At 64.3% G+C, this 21,680-nt stretch carries 18 protein-coding genes; 8 read left to right on the top strand and 10 right to left on the bottom strand.

What is annotated here, in order from left to right:
- Positions 1-45: 45 nt before the first annotated feature.
- From GWQ44_RS14985 to GWQ44_RS14955, 7 genes are all read right to left on the bottom strand, one after another.
- Positions 46-1,413 carry an LLM class flavin-dependent oxidoreductase gene (locus GWQ44_RS14985; protein ID WP_275927667.1) on the bottom strand — a complete coding sequence of 456 codons (1,368 nt, stop codon included), beginning with the start codon at positions 1,411-1,413 and terminating at the stop codon, positions 46-48.
- Positions 1,413-2,612, bottom strand: a complete 1,200-nt coding sequence (locus tag GWQ44_RS14980; RefSeq protein WP_275927666.1) for an SfnB family sulfur acquisition oxidoreductase — start codon at positions 2,610-2,612, stop codon at positions 1,413-1,415. Before GWQ44_RS14980 ends, GWQ44_RS14985 begins: the two co-directional genes overlap by 1 nt.
- Positions 2,613-2,651: 39 nt before the next feature.
- Positions 2,652-3,893, bottom strand: a complete 1,242-nt coding sequence (locus tag GWQ44_RS14975) for an SfnB family sulfur acquisition oxidoreductase (protein WP_275927665.1) — start codon at positions 3,891-3,893, stop codon at positions 2,652-2,654.
- Between the two features lie 408 nt (positions 3,894-4,301).
- Positions 4,302-5,063, bottom strand: coding sequence for an L-cystine ABC transporter ATP-binding protein TcyN (gene tcyN, locus GWQ44_RS14970; protein WP_016962754.1), 762 nt, complete (start codon positions 5,061-5,063; stop codon positions 4,302-4,304).
- Between the two features lie 4 nt (positions 5,064-5,067).
- Positions 5,068-5,733: a cystine ABC transporter permease gene (tcyL, locus tag GWQ44_RS14965; RefSeq protein WP_016962755.1), complete on the bottom strand. Its 666-nt coding sequence runs from the start codon at positions 5,731-5,733 to the stop codon at positions 5,068-5,070.
- Entirely contained in the window at positions 5,733-6,530 is a 798-nt protein-coding gene (gene tcyJ, locus GWQ44_RS14960; protein ID WP_275927664.1) for a cystine ABC transporter substrate-binding protein, read from the bottom strand. The genes tcyL and tcyJ overlap by 1 nt, the downstream gene beginning before the upstream one ends.
- A gap of 304 nt (positions 6,531-6,834) precedes the next feature.
- A complete protein-coding gene (locus GWQ44_RS14955) occupies positions 6,835-7,830 on the bottom strand; it encodes a D-cysteine desulfhydrase (RefSeq protein WP_103741602.1) in 996 nt (331 codons plus the stop codon).
- Positions 7,831-8,019: 189 nt separating this feature from the next.
- Between GWQ44_RS14955 and epsC the strand changes: the two genes are divergently transcribed.
- Both epsC and betT read left to right on the top strand, forming a co-directional pair.
- On the top strand, positions 8,020-8,946 hold the full coding sequence (gene epsC, locus GWQ44_RS14950; RefSeq protein WP_016962758.1) for a serine O-acetyltransferase EpsC: 927 nt from the start codon (positions 8,020-8,022) through the stop codon (positions 8,944-8,946).
- 483 nt (positions 8,947-9,429) lie between these two features.
- Complete coding sequence (betT, locus tag GWQ44_RS14945) at positions 9,430-11,391, top strand: choline transporter BetT (protein ID WP_161799155.1); 1,962 nt, start codon at positions 9,430-9,432, stop codon at positions 11,389-11,391.
- Positions 11,392-11,400: 9 nt separating this feature from the next.
- Here betT and GWQ44_RS14940 read toward each other — a convergent pair whose 3' ends face one another.
- The gene (locus tag GWQ44_RS14940; RefSeq protein ID WP_016962760.1) at positions 11,401-11,658 is read right to left on the bottom strand and encodes a hypothetical protein; all 258 of its coding nucleotides are present in this window, start codon (positions 11,656-11,658) and stop codon (positions 11,401-11,403) included.
- 263 nt (positions 11,659-11,921) lie between these two features.
- On the opposite strand from GWQ44_RS14940, the gene GWQ44_RS14935 reads away from it, so the two are divergent.
- Both GWQ44_RS14935 and GWQ44_RS14930 read left to right on the top strand, forming a co-directional pair.
- Positions 11,922-12,104 (top strand): type II toxin-antitoxin system HicA family toxin, encoded by a 183-nt coding sequence (locus tag GWQ44_RS14935; RefSeq protein ID WP_016962761.1) that lies wholly within the window; start codon positions 11,922-11,924, stop codon positions 12,102-12,104.
- A gap of 29 nt (positions 12,105-12,133) precedes the next feature.
- Positions 12,134-12,535, top strand: coding sequence for a type II toxin-antitoxin system HicB family antitoxin (locus tag GWQ44_RS14930; protein WP_042940457.1), 402 nt, complete (start codon positions 12,134-12,136; stop codon positions 12,533-12,535).
- Positions 12,536-12,537: 2 nt separating this feature from the next.
- On the opposite strand, the gene GWQ44_RS14925 is transcribed toward GWQ44_RS14930, so the two are convergent.
- A complete protein-coding gene (locus tag GWQ44_RS14925; protein WP_179598721.1) occupies positions 12,538-13,584 on the bottom strand; it encodes a LacI family DNA-binding transcriptional regulator in 1,047 nt (348 codons plus the stop codon).
- 205 nt (positions 13,585-13,789) lie between these two features.
- Here GWQ44_RS14925 and GWQ44_RS14920 point away from each other — a divergent pair, with 205 nt between their 5' ends.
- The 3 genes from GWQ44_RS14920 (at position 13,790) to mgrA (ending at position 18,630) form a co-directional block, all read left to right on the top strand.
- Positions 13,790-16,048, top strand: coding sequence for a TonB-dependent receptor (locus tag GWQ44_RS14920; protein ID WP_275927663.1), 2,259 nt, complete (start codon positions 13,790-13,792; stop codon positions 16,046-16,048).
- Between the two features lie 142 nt (positions 16,049-16,190).
- The gene (locus GWQ44_RS14915; RefSeq protein ID WP_275927662.1) at positions 16,191-17,519 is read left to right on the top strand and encodes an LLM class flavin-dependent oxidoreductase; all 1,329 of its coding nucleotides are present in this window, start codon (positions 16,191-16,193) and stop codon (positions 17,517-17,519) included.
- A 73-nt stretch (positions 17,520-17,592) separates the two neighbouring features.
- Positions 17,593-18,630, top strand: coding sequence for an L-glyceraldehyde 3-phosphate reductase (gene mgrA, locus GWQ44_RS14910; RefSeq protein WP_047300954.1), 1,038 nt, complete (start codon positions 17,593-17,595; stop codon positions 18,628-18,630).
- 101 nt (positions 18,631-18,731) lie between these two features.
- Here mgrA and GWQ44_RS14905 read toward each other — a convergent pair whose 3' ends face one another.
- Complete coding sequence (locus GWQ44_RS14905; protein WP_275927661.1) at positions 18,732-19,931, bottom strand: HlyD family secretion protein; 1,200 nt, start codon at positions 19,929-19,931, stop codon at positions 18,732-18,734.
- A gap of 163 nt (positions 19,932-20,094) precedes the next feature.
- Between GWQ44_RS14905 and GWQ44_RS14900 the strand changes: the two genes are divergently transcribed.
- Positions 20,095-21,603: a DHA2 family efflux MFS transporter permease subunit gene (locus GWQ44_RS14900; protein WP_275927660.1), complete on the top strand. Its 1,509-nt coding sequence runs from the start codon at positions 20,095-20,097 to the stop codon at positions 21,601-21,603.
- The last annotated feature ends 77 nt before the right edge of the window (positions 21,604-21,680 follow it).

Genomic DNA, 21,680 nt, shown 5'->3' with positions numbered 1-21,680 from the left:
AGCGGGAGCAAGCTCCCTCGCCACTAGAGTTCCTGCTACCTCGTCTCAGCGGCGGTAGGCCGCGCCGGTGTGTCGTCCGGGCAGTTTGCGGTCCTGGTGGAACAGTTTTTCCCGCAGGGTGCCCTCGTCGTAGGCGGTCTTGTAGGAGCCGCGTCGTTGCAGTTCGGGGATCACCAGATCGATGAAGTCGACATAGCTTTCCGGGGTGACGATGCGGGTCAGGTTGAAGCCGTCCAGGCCGGTTTCGGCGATCCAGGATTCCAGCTCGTCGGCCACCTGCTGCGGCGAGCCGACCACGGTGAAGTAGCGGCCGCCCAGGGCGTGCTGCTCCAGCAGCTTGCGCCGGGTCCAGTCGTTGTTTTGCAGGTGCTTGGTGGCCGACTGGATGGCGTTGCTCTTCACGTACTGGATCGGCTCGTCGATCTGGTACTGGGAAAAATCGATTCCGGTGGACGCGGAAAAATGCGCCACGCCGGCTTCGGCGCTGGCATGGCTGCGGTACTCGGCGTGCTTGTTCCAGGCCAGTTCCTCGGTCTCGCCGACTATCACGTTGAGGCCCATGAACACCTTGATGTCCTCGGGATTGCGCCCGGCGGCCACGGCGCTGGCGCGGACCTTGTCCACCTGGGCCTTGGTCGCCGCCTTGTTCTGCCCGCTGATGAACACGCACTCGGCGTGGCGCCCGGCGAACAGCAGGCCGCGATCCGAGCTGCCGGCCTGGAACAGCACCGGGGTGCGCTGCGGCGACGGTTCGCACAGGTGATAACCGCTGACCTGATAGAACTCGCCCTGGTGCTCGACCTTGTGCACCTTGCCCGGCTGGGCATAGATGCGTTGCTCGCGGTCATTGAGGACCGCGTCGTCCTCCCAGCTGCCTTCCCAGAGTTTGTACAGCACCTCCAGGTATTCGTCGGCCTGGTCGTAGCGGCGGTCGTGCTCGATCTGCTCCTTCAGGCCCATGGCCTGGGCGGCGCTGTCCAGGTAGCCGGTGACGATGTTCCAGCCGACCCGGCCACGGCTCAGGTGGTCGAGGGTGGAAAGGCGCCGGGCGAACAGGTAGGGCGCCTCGTAGGTGAGGTTGGCGGTGAGGCCGAAACCCAGGTTCTTGGTCACTGCCGCCATCGCCGAAACCAGCAGCAGCGGGTCGTTGACCGGCAGTTGGATCGACTCCTTGAGGGGCACGTCCACCGAGTTCTGGTAGACGTCGTAGACCCCGACGATGTCAGCAATGAACAGCCCGTCGAACAACCCGCGCTCCAGCAATTGAGCCAGTTCGGTCCAGTATTCCAGGGTCTTGTACTGGGTCGAATTGTCCCGTGGGTGGGTCCACAGGCCGTGGTTGATGTGCCCGACGCAGTTCATGTTGAAGGCGTTGAGCAGGATCTTCTTCTTGGCGGTTTCTGGCGCGGCCATCAGATGGTCCCCCGCAGCGGCGGGTTCTGCTGGTTGAGGTAGTAGTTGCCCACCGCGTGGTACTTCCAGCGCACCGGGTCGTGCAGGGTGTGCACCCGGGCGTTGCGCCAGTGGCGGTCCAGGCCGTGCTCGGCCAGGGTCGCCTGGCTGCCCGCCAGTTCGAACAGGGTGCTGCCGGCGGCCAGGGAAATCTCCGTGCTCAGGGCCCGGACCTCGGCCACGGCGATGGATGCGGCGGCCACGCTCTCGGCATTGGTTTCGGCCTGGGCCCGGTCGAGGAATTCCCCGGCGCGCTCCAGCAGGGCCTCGGTGGCGTGCAGGCGGATGCTCAGGTGGCCGAAGCTCTTGAGGGTCAGCGGGTCTTCGGTGGCTTTGTCATTGCCGGAGTCGATCCAGGGCCGGGTCTTGGTGCGCACGAAGCGCAGGGCGTCTTCGTAGGCGGCGCGGGCGATGCCGGTGTCGATGGCGGCGTGGAGGATCTGCGCCAACGGGCCTACCGGAGTCGGGCGCTCGAAGGCGCTCTGGAACGGCATCACGTCGGCCTCGTCCACCGCGACGTTGTCGAACACGACCGAGCCGCTGCCGGTGGTGCGCTGGCCGAAGCCGCTCCAGTCGTCGATCACGCTCAGGCCCTGGGCGTCGGCGGGGACGAAGGCCAGTTGCTGCACGCCGTGTTCATCCACCACCGAGGTGGGAATGCGCTGGGCGTAGATGGCGCCGGTGGCGTAGAACTTGCGCCCGTCGATGCGGTAGCCCTGGCCGCTGCTGTCGCGGCTCAGGCGGGTGGTGCGGTCGTGGGCGGTCTTGGTGCCCAGCTCGGCCAGGGCATTGCCGAAACGCCGGCCGGCGAGGACTTCGGCGTACAGCCGTTGTTTCTGCTGATGGCTGCCGTTCACCCGCAGCACTTCCAGGGCGTAGAAATGGTTCTGCGGGATCTGCCCCAGGGAGGCGTCGGCCTCGGCGATCAGGGCGATGACCTTGGCCAGGGTGACATTGGACACCCCGGCGCCGCCGTATGCCTTGGGCACGCTGATGCCCCACAGGCCGGAGCGGGAAAAGGCTTCCAGCTCGGGGTGCGGCAGGCGCCGTTCACGGTCGCGCAGGGCGCTGTCGCGCTTGAAGTCTTCCGCCAGGTCGCTGGCGACAATCAGGGCTTGCTCATCGCTGGTGATGACCGCGACGTGTTGGGAAAGAGACATGTGTTTCTCCAGAGATCTGGTCAAAAGCGTTCTGGGCGGTTAAATCCAGGAGTGCCGGGCCGGCAGCGTGCCGTTCAGGTGGTAGGCGCCGACGGCGTGGTACTTCCAGCGCACCGGGTCGTGCAGGGTGTGCACCCGGGCGTTGCGCCAGTGGCGGTCGAGGTTGAATTCGGCGAGGGTGGCGCGGCTGCCGGCCAGCTCGAAGAGCTTTTCGCTGGCCAGCAGCGAGATCTCGGTGGTCAGCACCTTGGCTTCGGCCACGGCGATGGATGCGCGGGCCGCGGACTCGGCGGTGATCGGCGCCGCGCTGACTTGATCCAGCACCTGGCCGGCCTTGCGCAGCAGAGCCTCGGCGGCGTGCAGTTCGATCTGCAGCTTGCCGATCTCGGCGATCACGTACAGGTCATCGCTGGCGCGCTCGACGTTGGCGTCGATCCACGGGCGGGCCCGTTCGCGGACAAAGGCGATGGCGTCGGCCACGGCTTCCCGGGCGATGCCGGCGTCGATGGCAGCCTGAATCAACTGCGACACCGCGCCCTGGATATTCGGCGATTCGTTGATCCGCCAGTTGTCCAGCACCAGCTCGGATTCGACCCGCACGTTGTTCAGCAGGATGGTGCCGCTGGCGGTGGTGCGCTGGCCGAAGCCGGACCAGTCGTCGACGATGCGCAGCCCCGGGGTGCCACGGCGGACGAAGGCCAGTACCTGGCGGCCTTCCTCGTTGAGTGCCTTGACCGCTACCCAGTGGGCGAACAGGGCGCCGGTGGAGTAGAACTTCTGGCCGTTGATCACATGGCCGTCGGCGTCTTTGGTGATCCGCGCCTTGAGTTCCAGGGTGTTCTTGGTGCCGCGTTCCGGGCCGGCATTGCCGATGCGCCAGCCTTCCAGGACGCTCTGCAGCAGCTGTTTCTTCTGTCGCTCGCTGCCGCAGCCGAGAATCAGGCCGAGGAGGCCGAACTGGTTCTGCGGGATCTGCCCCAGGGCCGGGTCGGCCGCGGAAATGATCGCGAAGACTTCGGCCAGGGTGACGAAGGACACCTGCGGCCCGCCGTAGGCGCGGGGGATGGAAATACTACCCAGGCCGCTGCGGGTGAATTGTTCGATCTGCGCCCAGGGCAGCTTGCGCTGACGGTCGCGCTGGGCGGCCTGCTGGCGGGCGACGTCCGCCAGTTCATGGGCGGCTTGCAGGGCTTCGGCGTCGTTGCGCAGCACCCGAGCGGGCAGCAAAAGGGGAGCGATATCCAGGTCACTCTGGACCTGGGCTTCGATCAGACTGGACATCAGTGCCACTCCTTGGCTGCACGCAATGCCCTGGCGATCTGCACTGGGGTGATTGTGTTCCGGACCATACCTACCTCACATCTTTTGGATAGGCCGCGTCATGCGGCGAAATCAGAATCAAGAATGTCCGGTGGTCCGGTGCATATACCCTAAGCGTGTATAAAAATTAAATAAACTAACTTTTAGGAATATGAATAGAAGGGTTGAATCGAAGCCCGCAGGCGTTATGGATCAAGGCCTTAGCGTGCTTCCACGGCTGTGGTTCTAGCGACGAATGTCCCCCAAAACCACCCCGTACCTGCACGTAGGAGCTGGCTTGCCAGCGAAGGCGTCCGCGAGGGCGGTGCAAGGTTTGAGGGCCCTTTCGCCGGCAAGCCGGCTCCTACGGTGGGTGTGGTGAGGGGGGCGTCAGGCGGGGGACTGGCCGGGGTTGAGGAACTTGCTGAGAAACTGTCGGGTGCGCTCTTGCTGGGGGTTGGCGAACAGCGCCTTGGCTTCGCCCTGTTCGACGATCACCCCCTTGTCGAAGAAGATCACCCGGTTGGCCACGTCCCGGGCGAAGCCCATTTCGTGGGTGACGATGATCATGGTGCGTTTCTCTTGCGCCAGGCTGCGGATGGTGGCCAGGACTTCGCCCACCAGTTCCGGGTCCAGGGCCGAGGTCGGTTCGTCGAACAAAATCACCCGGGGTTCCATGGCCAGGGCCCGGGCAATCGCCACCCGCTGTTGCTGGCCACCGGACAGGCGCCTGGGGTAGCTGTCTTCCTTGCCCGCCAGGCCGACCTTGGCCAGCAGCGCGCGACCCAGGGCGACGGCTTGCTCCCGCGGGGTCTTCTTCACCACCAGCGGGCCTTCGATGACGTTCTCCAGGGCGGTGCGGTGGGGGAACAGGTTGAAGTTCTGGAACACGAAACCCACTTGCTGGCGCAGCTGGCGGATCCGGCTTTGTTGCTGGTTCAGGGGGATGCTGCTGTCGATGGCGATGTCGCCGATGCGGATGCGTCCGCTGCTCGGTTCTTCAAGAAAGTTCAGGCAGCGCAGGAAGGTGGTCTTGCCCGAGCCGCTGGGGCCGATGATGGCGATCACTTCGCCTTCCTTGACCTGCAGGTCGATGCCATTGAGCACCGTCTGGCCCTTGAACTGCTTGGTCAGTTTTTCCACCACGATCATGGTTTCAGGACTCCTGGTCGTGCCGATTGACCCGCTGCTCCAGGCGATTCTGCAGGTGCGCGAGCACGCTGGCGAGAATCCAGTAGATCAGCGCGGCGGCAAGATACATGGTGAAGATTTCGAAGGTACGGGCGGTGATCAACTGCGCCTGGCGGAACAGTTCCGGCACCTGGATGGTGGCGGCCAGGGCGGTGTCCTTGACCAGGGAAATGAAGCTGTTGCCCAGCGGCGGCAGGGCGGTGCGCATGGCTTGCGGCAGGATCGCCCGGCGCAGGGTCTGGGCCCGGGTCATGCCGATGCTGGCGGCGGCTTCCCATTGACCGCGTTCGATGGAGCCGATGGCGGCCCTGAGGATTTCACAGGCGTAGGCCGCCATGTTCAGGGAAAAACCGATCAGCGCGGCGGGCAACGGGTCCAGTTCCAGCCCCAGTTGCGGCAGGCCGTAATAGATCACGAACAGTTGCACCAAGAGCGGCGTGCCGCGAAAGAACGACACGTAGACCCGGGCAATCCAGCTCACCAGGGCCAGGCGCGACAGGCGCATCAAGGCCAGGCCGAAGCCCAGCAGCAGTCCGAAGAACATGCCGCCGAGGCTGAGGATGACCGTGTAGTACGCGCCCTTGAGGAGAAATGGCGCTGAATCCAGCGCCAGTTGCAGACCTGCTTCCATTATTGGGTGACGTCAGCGTTGAAGTATTTTTCCGAGAGCTTTTTCAGCGTGCCATCGGCGCGCAGTTCCTCGATCGCCTTGTTCACCGCGGCCAGCAGTTCGGGTTCGCCTTTGCGCAGGGCCACACCGGCTTCCTGGCGGGAGAAGGGTTCGCCGGAAACCACCAGGGTGTCCTTGGTTTTCTTGATCAGCTCGAAGGCCGCCAGACGGTCCACCAGGATGGCGTCGATCCGGCCTACGCGCAGGTCCTGGTACTTGGTCGGATCATCGTCGTAGGTCTTGATGATGGCGGTGGGCACGTTGTCCTTGAGCCATTGCTCGTAGTTGGTGCCCAGGCCCACGCCGACCTTGTGGCCACCCAGGTCGGCGGCGGTCTTGAACTTGCCTTCATCCTTTTTCTGGGTCAGGGCCTGGATCCCGGAGACGGTGTAGGGGGTGGAGAAATCGTACTTTTTCTTGCGCTCCTCGGAGATGGTCACCTGGTTGATCACCGCGTCCAGGCGCTTGGACTCCAGGGCGGCGAGGATGCCATCCCATTTGGTCGGTTGCAGCTTGACCTTGACCCCGAGCTTGTTCGCCAGGGCTTCGGAGAATTCCACTTCGAAGCCGGCCAGCTTGCCGTTTTCGTCGACGAAGCTGAAAGGTGGATACGTGCCTTCCAGGCCGACGTTGATCACGCCCGCGCTCTTGATCTTCTGCAGTTGCTCGCCGGCAACCGCTTGTCCCATCAGTCCGGCACCGAGGGCCAGGCCCAGTGTGCCGATCAGCAGATTGCGACGCAGTACGGAAAAATTCATGACAAGCCCCTGTGATTTTCTTATGCACGATGCGGGTGGGAGATGCAGGCCAATCGGTGAGCCGAGCGTGACGCCTTATCCTGCCTTAATGCAGCGTATGCGTCTTTGGGCAAATCAGCCTGCGGCGCGACTATAAAGCGGCGTTTATAGGTTTAAAAATAATATAAATTCACTTTGTTATTCTTTTTTGTTTGGTTGTCCGCGAGCAATCCCCTCCCTTTTCGGAGCTGGCTTGCCAGCGAAGGCGCCGGCGAGGGCGGCGCAAGGCTCGCGGGCCTCTTCGCCGGCAAGCCGGCGCCTACTCCTAGGAGAAGGCGCCGGGGTAGGCGAACAGGGCCGGGGCGCCGCCGGTGTGCAGGAAGATGATCGGGCCATCGTTGAAACGCTGGCGACCAACGCCGTCCAGTAGGCCGGCCATGGCCTTGCCGGTGTACACCGGGTCGAGCAACAGGCCTTCCTGGCTGGCCAGCAACTTGACCGCGGCCAGGGTGCCGGCATTGGGTTCGCCGTAACGAGGGGCGAAGTATTCGTCCCACAGTTGCACGTTGAACGCCACCGGCAGGTTCACCCCCAGCAGTTCGGCGGTGCGTTCGGCCAGGCCCTGGACCTTGGGCCGCTGATCCTCGTCGCTGCGCGAGACGGTGACGCCGATCACCGGCAACTGCGGCAGCACTTCGCTCAAGGCCAGGGCCAGGCCGCTGTGGGTGCCGGCGCTGCCGGAGGCCAGGACCACGGCGGCGAATTCCAGGCCGCTGTCTTCGATCTGCTGCGCCAGCTCCAGGCCGGCCCGCACGTAACCCAGGGCGCCAAGGGCATTGGAGCCGCCGATGGGCACCAGATAGGGTTTCTTGCCGTTGCTGCGCAGGCGCGCGGCCAGGGCCTGCAACTGTTCGTCGGCCTGGTCGAGGTTTTCCACCAACTCGACCTTGGCATCGAACAGCTCCAGCAGCAGGCGGTTGCCGTTGCCCAGGTAGCTGGGGTCTTCGGTGCCGATGGGGTTTTCCAGCAGGGCCACGCAACCCAGTCCCAGCTTGGCGGCCAGGGCCGCGGTCTGGCGCACGTGGTTGGACTGGATCGCGCCGGCGGTGATCAGGGTGTCGGCACCCTGGGCCAGGGCATCGGCGGCCAGGTATTCGAGTTTGCGCAGCTTGTTGCCGCCCATGGCCAGGGGCGTGGTGTCGTCGCGCTTGACGTAGATATCGCGCCCGATCCAGGCCGACAGGCGTTCGAGTTTTTCCAGGGCGGTGGTAGACCCGAGCAGGTCGAGACGGTGAAAGCGGGCAAGCTGTTGTTTGATCATGAGTCCGCACGGAACAGGGAAGGTGCAAGGACTATAGGCAGCGATATTTGCCCGGGCAACCGCCAATCGCTTATGCGAAAAAGTGCTGTGAGGCGAACAATTAGTTCTTAAACCTGGCCCTGGCGGGGCGTAAAGTGATCGCCGTTTGCGCGGCCCGATTGTCCGGCCGCCCGAGTAAGGAGTCTTATCGTGAGCGAGCGTTCCAGCCATTGGCAATTGCAGACCATCGTTGGCCAACTGCGCGATGCCCGTGATCAGTGGCGTACCCGCAACGGTCGGGTCAGCGGCGAGCAGGGCGGGCGTGAGTTGCCGTCGCGAGCGGCCATGGCAGAGATTCTTGAGGCCCTGTGCGGAGCCCTGTTCCCCATGAGGCTGGGGCCGGTGGATCTGCGCGAAGAGAGTGAGGACTTTTACGTCGGCCATACCCTGGACGCGGCGCTCAACTCGTTGCTGGCCCAGGCGCGCCTGGAGCTGCGTTATGTGGCCCGGCAGAACGGCGAGTCGGATGCCGAGGTCAACGCCAAGGCGATCCGCCTGATCCAGGATTTCGCCCTGGCCCTGCCCGGCCTGCGGGTGCTGCTGGACACCGACGTGCTGGCCGCCTACCACGGCGACCCGGCGGCCCGCAGCGTGGATGAAGTGCTGCTGTGCTACCCGGGCATCCTGGCGGTGATTCACCACCGTCTGGCGCACCATCTGTACCGTGCCGGCCTGCCGCTGCTGGCGCGGATCAGCTCGGAAATCGCCCATTCGGCCACCGGCATCGACATTCACCCCGGGGCGCAGATCGGCCGCAGCTTCTTCATCGACCACGGCACTGGCGTGGTGATCGGCGAAACCGCGATCATCGGCGAGCGGGTGCGCATCTACCAGGCGGTGACCCTGGGCGCCAAGCGCTTCCCGGCGGACGAAGACGGCCAGTTGCAGAAGGGCCACCCGCGCCACCCGATCGTCGAGGACGACGTGGTGATCTACGCCGGCGCGACCATCCTCGGGCGCATCACCATCGGCAAGGGCTCGACCATTGGCGGCAACGTCTGGCTGACCCGCAGCGTGCCGGCCGGCTGCAACCTGACCCAGGCCAACCTGCAGCACGACGACGGCTCGCAGAAGTAGCACCGTCTCTGTGGCCGCTGCCGAAGGCTGCGAACGAGCCGCAGGCTCGCCGGCGAGAGGCCCCTTCGGTGCCTGGCGCAGCCTGCGGCAGCGGCTACAGAGGCGCCCATGACTGCCGCTGCACCGGCTTCTTGTAGCCGCTGCCGAGCCTGCGAGGCTGCGAAAAGGTCCGCAGGACCTTGCTTGACGATCAACCGCCGTACACAACCTGCGGCGTTTTTTCTGCTGAACGATTGCGTTCGACATACGTCATACCCCTCCCTGAGCTAGCGTACTGAAACGTACCGCTGAGCCCTGCGATTAGTCCTCGAGCGCCTATCCATGTTTAACTTGAACGCTCGTTCAAGTTAAACCGGTGGTTCGCTGCCCGCTCACAACAGGAGGCTTGCCTTTGCTGAGTCCGTACATTTCAGCCGTGTTTCATCCCTTCGAGGTGCACCTTTCATGAGTGCGCCATCCAGCTCCGCGAATAGCCTGATTCGCATGAACCCTCCGGTGTTCTACTTCGCCGCAAGCTTTATCCTGATCTTCGGCGTGGTGGTGATTTCCATGCCGGAACAGGCCGGCGCCTGGCTCCTGGCGGCGCAAAACTGGGCGGCCAATACGGTCGGCTGGTACTACATGCTGGCGATGACCCTGTACCTGGTCTTCGTGGTGGTCACCGCCTTGTCCGGCTACGGCAAGATCAAGCTCGGTGCCGACCACGACGAACCCGAGTTCAGTTACCTGTCCTGGGCCGGCATGCTGTTCGCCGCCGGGATCAGCATCACCCTGTTCTTCTTCTGCGTCTCCGAGCCCCTGACCCACATGCTGCAACCGCCCCAGGGCGAGGCCGGCACCGCCGAGGCGGCGCGTCAGGGCATGCAGTTGCTGTTTCTGCACTGGGGCCTGCACGGCTGGGGGGTGTTCGCCTTCGTCGGCATGGCCCTGGCCTATTTCGCCTACCGGCATAACCTGCCGCTGGCCCTGCGTTCGGCGCTGTACCCGCTGATCGGCAAGCGCATCAACGGCCCCATCGGCTATGCGGTGGACGGCTTCGGCATCATCGCCACGGTGTTCGGCCTGGGCGCCGACATGGGCTTTGGCGTGCTGCACCTGAACTCCGGGCTCGACTACCTGTTCGGCATTGCCCACACCCAGTGGGTTCAGGTCGGCCTGATCACCCTGATGATGGGCGCGGCGATCATTGTCGCGGTGTCGGGAGTCGACAAGGGCGTGCGGGTGATGTCCGACATCAACATGCTGCTGGCGGTGGCGCTGCTGTTGTTCGTGCTGTTCGCCGGCCCCACCCAGCACCTGCTCAACACCCTGATCCAGAACCTCGGCGACTATCTGGGCGCCTTGCCGACCAAGAGTTTCGACGTCTATGCCTATAACCCCCCCAGCGACTGGCTGGGCGGTTGGACGGTGTTCTACTGGGCCTGGTGGATTGCCTGGTCGCCGTTCGTGGGGCTGTTCATCGCGCGGATTTCCCGGGGCCGGACCATTCGTGAGTTCGTCTTCGGCGTGCTGCTGATTCCCCTGGGCTTCACCCTGGCGTGGATGTCGATCTTCGGTAACAGCGCCATCGACCAGGTGCTCAATCACGGCATGAGCGCCCTGGGCCTGTCGGCCATCGACAACCCGTCGATGACCCTCTACCTGCTGCTGGAAACCTACCCCTGGAGCCAGACCGTGATCGCGGTCACGGTGTTCATCAGCTTCGTGTTCTTCGTCACCTCGGCGGATTCCGGCACCGTGGTGCTCTCGACCCTGTCGGCCAGGGGCGGCAACGCCGACGAGGATGGGCCGAAATGGCTGCGGGTGTTCTGGGGCGCGATGACCGCGCTGGTCACCAGCGCGTTGTTGTTCGCCGGCAGCATCGACTCGCTGAAGTCGGCGGTGGTGCTGACCTCGCTGCCGTTCTCGCTGATTCTGCTGCTGATGATGTGGGGGCTGCACAAGGCGTTCTACCTGGAGTCGCAGAAGCGCATCGCCCAACTGCACTCCCTGGCCCCGGTAGCGCCTTCGCGGCGCGGCAAGGGCGGCTGGCGCCAGCGTCTGAGTCAGGCGGTGCACTTCCCGTCACGGGATGAGGTGTATCGCTTCCTCGACCAGACGGTGCGTCCGGCCATCGAAGAGGTGACCGCGGTGTTCGTCGAGAAAGGCCTGAACGTGGTGACCCAGCCCGACCCGGCCAACGACAGCGTGAGCCTGGAAATCGGTCACGGCGACGAGCATCCGTTCATCTACCAGGTGCAGATGCGCGGCTACTTCACCCCGTCCTTCGCCCGTGGCGGCATGGGCCCCAAAGAACTGCGCAACCGCCGTTACTACCGGGCCGAGGTGCACCTGGCCGAGGGCAGTCAGGATTACGACCTGATGGGCTACAGCAAGGAGCAGATCATCAACGACATCCTCGACCAGTACGAACGCCACATGCAGTTCCTGCATCTGGTGCGCTGAGCCAGGCGCTCAGGCCCGGGTGAACAGCAGGTAGAGCACCAGGGCCAGCACCGGCACGGCAAACACCAGGCTGCCGACCATCAGCTCCGAGCGCAGGGGCTGGTGGGCGGTGACCATCCCCACTGCGCCGTTGATGACCGTCAACGCCAGCCACAACCCGATGAATCCATAGCTCAATGTCTGTCGGGCAAAGCCCAGCCGTTCGCCGATATACAGCATCAGCGCCAGCAGAATCAGGCCGAAGGTGATGATGATGGTGGTGTGCATGGAAAGCGTCTCCTCCAGGAGCGGTCGGACGGCGTTGCGCGGGTCGGCACAGAGTGCTTGCCGGCCTGTGCATGGAGCATAGGCGGCAAACTCGCCGGCTGAGATTGATCCAAGGCTGAAGACTTCTTTGCCCGCAAGCCTGCTCCGCCAAGGGGGGGGCGATGGGCTGTCAGTGTATTGATTAACCAAGTGTGTATAGTGTGTATCGCTGCTCGCCTGGTTGGATAAGGTGCCTGATGGTTCGGTATCCACAGGGCAGGGTTATGCGCAGTCGGGAGATGATCGGCAAGATCGAGGCGGATGGTTGGTACCTGATCGCCGTGAAGGGCAGTCACCATCAGTACAAGCATCCCTGGAAGCCAGGGCGCGTCACCATCAGGCACCCGGATGCGGATCTGCCCCGGGGCACGATCAACAGCATCTTGAAACAGGCGGGCCTGAAATGAGTCCGTTATTGCATGAGGAGTCCAACGACATGAAATTCCCGGTGGTTCTGCACAAGGATGCCGACTCCGAATACGGGGTGATCGTTCCGGATGTGCCGGGCTGTTACTCCGCCGGCCAGACCGTGTCCCAGGCGTTCGAAAACGTGAAGCAGGCGCTGTCTCTGCATTACGAAGGATTGGTGGCCGATGGCGAGCCCCTGCCGCAGGTGCACGAAATCGATGATCACCTGGATAACCCCGACTACGCCGGGGGCGTATGGGGCGTGGTGGAGTTCGACGTGACGCCGTATTTCGGCAAGTCGGTGCGCTTCAATGCCACCCTGCCCGAGCACCTGCTGGAGCGCATCGATCAGACGGTCAAGCGTGACCAGCGCTACAACTCGCGTTCCGGGTTCCTGGCTGCCGCAGCGCTGCGCGAACTGTCGGCCTGAGGCTAGGTGCTTTCGCGTTCGATCACCTGGCATTGCAGCAGGTTCAGGCGCTGCACCTCGGCGTCGGTCGGCAGCACCCCGAGGCTCTCCAGGACCCGGGTCGCGGCCAGTACGCCGATCTCCAGCGCCGGTGGCTGGATGGTGCTCAGGCTCGGTAGCAGCATCTGGGCGAAGGGGTAGTCGCCAAAGCCCAGCACCGCGCACTCCTCGGGGATCTTCAGCCCCGCTCGCTGCCCGGCCAACAGAGCGCCGGCGGCCAGGTTGTCGTTGGCGAAGATGATGGCGTCGGGGCGCGCTGCGGCGCTCATCAGCGCCTCCATGGCCTGCTTGCCCGCTTCGAAGGGGGCAAGCTCGGGATCGGGGGCAAACACCCTGGGCGGCAACCCCAGCTCTTTCAGGGTGGCGAGATAGCCATCGCGGCGCTCCAGGGCGCTGTAGTCGCCGGGGGCGCTGTTCTGCACGAAGGCGATGCGCCGGTAGCCCTTGGCGTGCAGGTAGCGAGCGGCGCTGACCCCCACTTGAACGTGGGAAAATCCGATCTGCATGGGCTGGCGCTGGGGCTGGTAATCCCAGGTTTCGATCAGCGGGATCTCGGCTTCGGCGAGCATCTTTTCCGTGCCCGGGCTGTGGAAGTGGCTGGTCAGCACCAGGGCCGCCGGCGACCAGCCGAGAAAGGCCCGTACCGCGCTCTCTTCCTGTTTCGCGTCGAAGTAGCTGGAGGCCAGCAGCAGCTGATAGCCGTGGCGGCTGAGGGTGTCGCTGAAGCCCTGGATGGTCTGGGCGAAGATCGGCCCGGAAATGTTCGGAATGACCATGGCGACGATCCTGCCCCGGGCCGAGGCCAAGCCGCCGGCCACCAGATTGGGCACGTAGCCGAGTTCGGCCACCACCGCGGCGATGCGCTCCCGGCGCTCCGGGGAGACGCTGTCGGGCTGGTTGAAGTAGCGCGACACGGTGATCGCCGAGACTCCGGCCTGGCGCGCCACGGTGTTCAGGGTCACGCGGCCGGCGCCGCGGCGCTTGCGGCCCGGGGGAGTGTCAGCAGTCAAAAGCACCGTCCTTTTGCCAAACGAAAAAGCATATAAAAGTAATTTTTCAGTATTGGACGCTCTATGCAGAGCTTGTCGATACTGGCGATGTTAGCGCTAACAAGGTGTCATGTCTGCTACTCGCTCGAGCGAATGCCCAAGACAGATTTCAGGCGCTGCCGGCACAGATCGGCAGCGGTTCGGGGCATTTTTCAGCAGGTGCAGCATGCAGATATTTCTTGGGGAGCAACACCGACTCGCGCATTCGATCCGTGCCACCACGGCGTCCCGCCCGCATCTGGGCTGGTTGCTGGCGGGGCTGGCGGCCTTGCCATTGCCCGCGGCCCACGCCGCCGATAACGGCGTGGGCGCCCAGGACCAGGAGCCGACCCTGAAGTCGGTGACGGTCACCGCCACGCGCCGCGAGGAGTCGCTGCAGAAGGTGCCGGTGGCGGTGTCCGTGGTGGATGGCGAGCAGTTGGAGCGGGACAACCGCAACGGCGTGGCGAGCATCGTGCAGCAGGTGCCGTCGTTGAATTTCCGCACCGGGGCCTCGAACAAGGACACCTCGCTGTTCATCCGCGGCGTGGGCACCATTTCCACCTCGCCGGGGGTCGAGCCGACGGTAGCGACGGTGATCGACGGCGTGGTCTACGGGCGTCCCGGGCAGGCCACCCTGGACCTGCTGGACCTGGAGCGGATCGAGGTGCTGCGCGGTCCCCAGGGCACCCTGTTCGGCAAGAACGCTTCGGCCGGGGTGCTGAATATCGTGACCAAGGCGCCTTCCGCCGAGACTCACGGCTACATCGATCAGGCCTATTACAGCGGCAACGAAAGCCGTACCCGTTTCGGCATTGGCGGCAGTCTGATTCCCGACACCCTCAAGGGCTCGCTCACCACCTTGTTCGGCAGTTACGACGGCAACGTGGACAACCGCCACAACGGCCAGGAGGTCAACGGCTACAACCGCAAGGGCGTGCGCGGCAAGCTGGAATTCACCCCCAGCGCCGACCTCAAGCTGACCCTGGCGGCGGACTACATGCAGGCCCATGACGACGCGCCCAATGGCGTGGTCAGCAAGGCGCTGACCCCGGCCTTCGCCAATGCCTTGAACCCGGTCCGGGCCAGCAGCGACAACCGTGAGATCAACACCGATACCCGCACCCATGTGGAGGACATCAACAAGGGCCTGTCCGGCCAGCTGGACTGGAACCTCGGCGACTACACCCTGACGTCGATCACCGCCTGGCGTGGCTGGAACAACACTCAGTACCAGGACGGCGACCGGCTTGGCACGGTCACCGCGGCGTTTCCCGGGACCGCCGACAAGGGCGACCTGGACTACCACCAGTACTCGCAGGAGCTGCGCCTGGCCTCGCCCAAGGGCCAGTTCCTGGAGTACGTCGGCGGCCTGTTCTACCTGCACGGCAAGGACCAGGAAACCTACCAGCGCACCCTGACCACGACCACCAGCGTCAACCGCGGGGTTGCCGACTACAGCACCACCAACGACAGCTACGCGGTCTTTGGCGAAAGCACCCTGAATTTCACCGAGGACTTTCGTGGTATCGCCGGTTTGCGCTGGACTCACGATGACCTGAAATACGACCACCGTCGGGTATCGACCTCGGCCACCACGGTCAGCGGGATCCAGCCGGGCACCCAGAGTTCGGGCTCGGTGGATGAGGACGGCTGGTCCGGTCGCCTGGGGCTGCAATACGACCTCAGCGACACCGTCACCAGCTACCTGACCTATTCCCGCGGCTACAAGGGCCCGGCCTACAACGTGTTCTTCAACATGCAGCCCCGGGACACCGATGCGCTCAAGCCCGAGACTTCCAACACCTGGGAGGCGGGGATCAAGGCCAGTGCCTGGAACAATCGCCTGACCACCAACCTGGCGGTGTTCCACAGCGAGTACGACAACTACCAGGCCAACTTTTTCGACACCGTGGCCGGGCAGGTGGTGACCCGCCTGATCAACGCCGGCCGCGTCAGCAGTGAAGGCGTCGAGCTGGACTATGCCTTGCAGGCCACCCAGCAATTGAAGTTCTCCGGGGCCCTGGCCTACACCCGGGCGCGCATCGACGAGTTCGCCTGCCCGGCGGGGGCCGCGGCGTCCTGCAACGTCAACGGCAAGCCGTTGCCCTTCAGCCCGGACTGGAAGAGCTATGTGCGGGCCGACTACAGCATCCCCCTGGATAACGGCCTGGATCTTGAGTTGGGCACCGACTACAGCTGGCAAAGCCAAGTGCAGTACGACATCAGCCAGAACCCCGACACCCGGCAGGGCGCCTACGGCATCTGGAACGCCAGCATCGCCCTGGCCGACTACAACGACGGCTGGCGCGTGGCGTTGCTGGGCAAGAACCTGGCCGACAAGTCCTATTCGCCGTTGCTGGCCAGTGGCGGCAACTACATTTACCGCGCGGTGCCCCGGGATGACGAACGTTATTTCGGCGTGCAACTGCGCAAGGACTTCTGATGCCCTGCCGTTGTAGGAGCCGGCTTGCCGGCGAATGGGGCGGCGAGTTGGGCGCAGGTCTTGCGGGTGTTTTCGCTGGCAAGCCAGCTCCTACGGTGGGTGTTTGAGTGTCCCTTTTGCAGCATGAAACAAGGAGTGATCCATGTCCCGTTCCACTCGCCAGCTCAAGCTCGGCGCCTTTCTCATGGCCACCGGTCACCACGTTGCCGCCTGGCGGCATCCGGATGTGCCGGTCCAGGCAGCGCTGGACTTTGCGGTCTATAAAGAACTGGCGCAGATCGCCGAAGCCGCGCGCTTCGATGCGCTGTTCGTCGCCGACAGCCTGGCAGCGCCTACCGGTGCCATCGCCAGCCGCATGGCCCGTTCCGATTACTTCGAGCCGTTGACATTGCTTTGCGCCCTGGCGGCTGTGACCGAGCGGATAGGGCTTATTGCCACTAGCACTACGAGCTATAACGTACCGTACCACGTAGCACGTAAATTCGCTTCGCTGGACCATCTTTCAGGGGGCCGGGCGGGGTGGAACCTGGTGACTTCGGACAATGCCGCCGAGGCGCAGAATTTCGGTCGGGATGAACATTTCGGGCATGCCGAACGGTATCGCCGGGCCCGGGAGTTCCATCAGGTGGTGACCGGGCTCTGGGACAGTTGGGAGGACGACGCCTTTGTCCGAAACAAGGCCAGTGGCGAGTATTACGACCCGAACAAGCAGCATTTACTGGACCATCGCGGCGAATTCTTCCAGGTCAAAGGGCCCTTGAATGTGCCGCGCCCGCCCCAGGGTTACCCGGTGATCGTGCAGGCCGGCTCCTCGGAAAGTGGCCGCGACCTGGCGGCGCAGACGGCCGAGGTGGTGTTCACCGCGCAGCCTTCCCTGGCCGCTGCTCAGGCTTTTTATGCCGACTTGAAGGGCCGTCTCAAGCAGTACGATCGTAGTACGGAATCGCTGAAAATCATGCCCGGGGTGTTCGTGGTGGTGGGGGACAGCGAAAGCCAGGCCCGGGAGAAATTCGAATCGTTCCAGGCACTGGTGGAGCCCGAAGTGGGGGTGGCCCTGCTCGGGCGGATGCTGGGCAATTTCGATTTGTCCGGTTATCCGCTGGATGGACCCTTGCCGTCGTTGCCACTGACCCAGAGCGGTCAGCAAAGCCGCCAGCAGTTGCTCACCGAGCTGGCCGGCAAGGACAACCTGACCCTGGCTCAGTTGGGGCGCAAGATTGCCGGAGGGCGCGGGCACTACAGCCTGATCGGTACGCCCGGGCAGATTGCCGATGAACTGCAGGCCTGGTTCGAGGAGGGCGCGGCCGATGGTTTCAATGTGCTGGTGCCGCACCTGCCGGGCGGCCTGCGGGATTTTGCGACGGGGGTGATTCCGGAACTGCAGCGGCGCGGGCTGTTCAGAACTGAATACGAGGGCCGGACCCTGCGGGAAAACCTGGGGCTGGCGCGACCGAAGAACCAGTTTGTGTAACCACCGCCGGCTCCGGCGGGGCGCATTGATTGACGTTAGTGGTTTTGGAAAGACCTGACTCAGAGAGGATTCGATGACTTACATAGCTGCCGAAAATCGCTACGACTCCATCCCTTATCGCCGTGTCGGCCGCAGTGGCCTGGTGCTGCCGGCGCTGTCCCTGGGGCTTTGGCACAACTTCGGTGACAGCACGCCGATCGACACCCAGCGCGCCCTGTTGCGCACGGCCTTCGACCTGGGGATCAACCACTTCGACCTGGCCAACAACTACGGCCCGCCCTATGGCAGCGCCGAGATCAATTTCGGTCGTCTGCTGCGCGAGGACTTCAAGGCCTATCGCGATGAGCTGATCATCTCCAGCAAGGCCGGCTGGGACATGTGGCCCGGGCCTTACGGCCAGGGCGGCGGTTCGCGCAAGTATGTGCTGGCCAGCCTGGACCAGAGCCTGCAGCGCCTGGGCCTGGATTATGTGGATATCTTCTATTCCCACCGCTTCGACCCGGATACGCCGCTGGAAGAAACCGCCAGCGCCCTGGCCAGCGCAGTGCAGCAGGGCAAGGCGCTGTACATCGGCATTTCCTCCTATTCCGGGGCGAAGACCCGGGAAATCGCCGCGTTGCTCAAGGAGTGGAAAGTGCCGCTGCTGATTCATCAGCCGGCCTACAACATGCTCAATCGCTGGGTGGAGAAGGACCTGCTGGACACCACCGATGATCTGGGTGTGGGGGTGATCGCCTTTACTCCGCTGGCCCAGGGGCTGCTCACCGATAAATACCTCAATGGCATTCCCGAGGATGCACGGGTCAATCGTCCGGGCGGGGGCTCGCTGCAGGCGTCGCACCTGTCGGAGGCCAATCTTGCCCATGTGCGGGCCCTCAATGAGATTGCCAGGAACCGCGGCCAGAGCCTGGCGCAACTGGCCCTGGCCTGGACCCTGCGAGATCCGCGGGTGACTTCGGCCTTGATCGGTGCCAGCCGTCCGGAGCAGATCGTCGAGAACGTCGGGGCCCTGCAGAACCTGAGCTTCAGTGTGGAGGAACTGGCGCAAATCGATCATTTCGCCAAGGAGGGGCGGATCAACCTGTGGGAGAAACCGTCGCTGGCGCAATAGCCTCCTCAGGCACCGCGCTTGGCGGACAGCCCCCGGCAGAGCGGTTTGCCGGGGGCTTTTTGCTGGGACAGGGCCAGAGCAGGGCGTTTTTCATGGGGCGCTCATTGCGCCGTGGTGGGCGCGTTGCTGCTCACCTTGAGCGCGGTCTGGGTGCTGGCCACGGCGCGTGCCTGTGAGCTGTCCAGATCGACTTTTGCCGTGACCGACAGGCCCGGCCGCAGGCGTTCGAGGCCGGGTTGCTCGGCATTGAAGCGGATACGCACCGGCACCCGCTGCACGATCTTGGTGAAGTTGCCGGTGCCCGGCTCGAAGGGCAGCAGGGCGAAGGTCGAGCCCGAACCCGGTGCCAGGCTTTCCACGGTGCCGACGAGGCTCACCCCCGGCAGGGCATCGATCTTGATCCGCGTCGACTGGCCCGGGTACATGTGCTGGGTCTGGGTTTCCTTGAAATTGGCCAGTACATAGAGCTCGTGCAGCGGCACCAGGGTCAGCAGGCGCGAGCCGGGTTGCACGTAATCACCCACCTGAACCTGCCGGTTGCCCACGGTGCCGTCCATCGGTGCATAGACGGTGGCGTGGCGCAGGTCCTGCTGCGCCAGTTCGAGTCGTGCCTGGGCGGTCGCCACCTTGGCCCTGGCGCTCTGCCGCTGGGCTTGCAGGCGTTGGCGTTGCGCCGCCGTGACCGCCTGGTCGTTTTCGGCCACTTGCAGCATGGCCTGGGCATAGGCCAGCCCCTGTTCTGCCGAGATGGCCTGGGTGCTGTATTTCTCCACTTCGTTGCGCGCCACGGCGCCGGTGGTGACCAGGGTGTCGAAGCGGTTGCGCTCCGCGCCGGCGCGCCTGGACTCGGCCTGGTTGGTGCGGATGGCCGTTCGCGCGGCCAGCACGCGGGCGCTGGCCAGGCGCTGTTCGGCGTCCTGAATGGCCAGCGCGGCTTCGGCCAGGGCGACTTGCGCCTGGGCGTCCGCCAGATCGCCTTCGGCCAGGGTCACCCGGCTGTCGAATTCTTCGCTGTTGATACGCACCAGCGGCTGGCCGGCGCTGACCGTCTGGTGATCCTTGACCAATACCTGTGTCACCAGGCCGTGGACCCGCGGCGCGACGGCAGTGGCGTCGGCGGCGATATAGGCATCGTCCGTGGCTTCCGTCGACGGTGCCAGCAACACCCAGCCCGCTCCGAGCGCCACCAGCGTCAGCGCAACGGCGCCGGCGATCAGTGGGCGCCTGGAGCGTTTGCGCGGCTGATCGGTCTCCTGGGCGGCTTGCAGGATGGCGTTCTGAGTCTGGGTGCTCTGCTCCATGTTGAAGCTCCACGTGGATTGTATTACGCTCATAATATTCATATGTCGGGCGTAATGCCACAGGGAAGCACCTACCGTGACGACAAGCGCAACTGGCCTTCGCGATGCAGGCATCGAGCCTGGGCAACATTCGACAAAGCGCAAATTTCTGGTCTTCACGATCATGGCCTTTGGCATGTTCATGGCGCTGATCGACATCCAGATCGTCGCGGCTTCGCTCAACGATGTGCAGGCCGGCCTCAGTGCCGGTCCCGATGAAGTGAGCTGGGTACAGACGGCCTACCTGATCGCCGAACTGATCATGATTCCCTTCTCGGCATTTCTCGCCCAGGCGCTTTCCACCCGTTGGCTGTTCGCCGCCAGTGCGGCGTTCTTCACCTTGTTCAGCGTGGGCTGCGGCATGGCCTGGAACATCGAGTCGATGATCGTGCTGCGGGCTTTGCAAGGATTTGCCGGCGGGGCCATGGTGCCCACGGTCTTCGCCGTGGGGTTCGTGTTGTTCGAAGGCAAGCAGCGGGCAATGGTCCCGGCGATCCTCGGCATGACCGCGGTGTTGGCGCCGACCTTGGGCCCCACCGTGGGCGGTCTGGTGACCTTCTATCTGGACTGGCGCTGGATCTTCTTTATCAACGTGCTTCCGGGGCTGCTGATCTGCATCGGCGCGGCGCTGCTGATCGATGTCGACCGCCCGGACCTGGCCCTGCTGCGGCGTATCGACTGGCTGCATTTTGTCGCCATGGCGCTGGCCCTGGGGTGCTTCGAATACGTGCTGGAGGAGGGGCCGCGCAAGGACTGGTTCAGCGACACCGGGATCGTCATGGCGGCCTGGGTTTCCCTGGTGTCCTTTGGCTTGTTCATCGAGCGCTCGTTGTATTCGCACAATCCGATCGTGTCGCTGGGGCCGTTCCGCGACCGCACCTTTGCCATTGCCTGCCTGCTGAACCTGGTGATCGGCTTTGGTCTGTATTCCTCGACGTATCTGGTGCCGGTGTTCCTCGGGCGGGTGCGCGGATTCGACAGCCTGGAAATCGGCACCACGGTTTTTGTCGTCGGCATCGGGCAGTTGGTCAGTACGATCATCGCGGCTCGCGCTTCGGAGAAAGTCGATCGGCGCCTGATCCTCTCGGTGGGTTTCCTGGGCCTGGCGTTGAGCCTGTGGTTGACCTCCCGGGTCACTGCCAACTGGGGCTTCGATGAGTGGCTGGTGCCACAGGTGGCGCGCGGCCTGTTCCTGATGCTGTGCATCGTGCCGAGCGTGAACATGGCCTTGAGTTCATTCCAGGGCGCTGAACTGCGCCAGGCCTCCGGGCTGTTCAACCTGATGCGCAACCTGGGCGGAGCCATTGGCATTGCCACGGTCAACACCTGGCTGCAGGACGATGCCCGGGCCCAATTGCTGCGCTTGTCCGAGTCGCTGGGGAGCCAGGCTGGCGCCGCCCAGGCACTGATGGAGCAACTGGCGCTGAAGATTGCCGCCGATACACCGGATCCCAGCCACGCTTTGCTCATGGCCCAGGGGATTTTCGGCCGGCTGGTGGGGCGTGAAGCCCTGACCCTGGCGTTTGGCGATGTGTTTCGGTTGATGGCGATGATGTTTGTGCTGGCGCTGTTGCTGGTGCCGTTGTGCAAGGTGGCCCCGGCCGTGACGGGGCCGGTGACGAAGGAAAAGTGATTGCTTCTGCCGGGCCGCTACGGGGCCGAAGCGCCGGATCTGGCGGCTGCGCTAGTTGCTTGCGGGGCCTGATCGGC

Source organism: Pseudomonas sp. 3MA1, assembly GCF_029237275.1.
GTDB classification, from domain to species: domain Bacteria; phylum Pseudomonadota; class Gammaproteobacteria; order Pseudomonadales; family Pseudomonadaceae; genus Aquipseudomonas; species Aquipseudomonas fluorescens_AP.
Note: the sequence above shows the minus strand (reverse complement) of the source record. Positions and strands in the feature narration are given on the sequence as shown.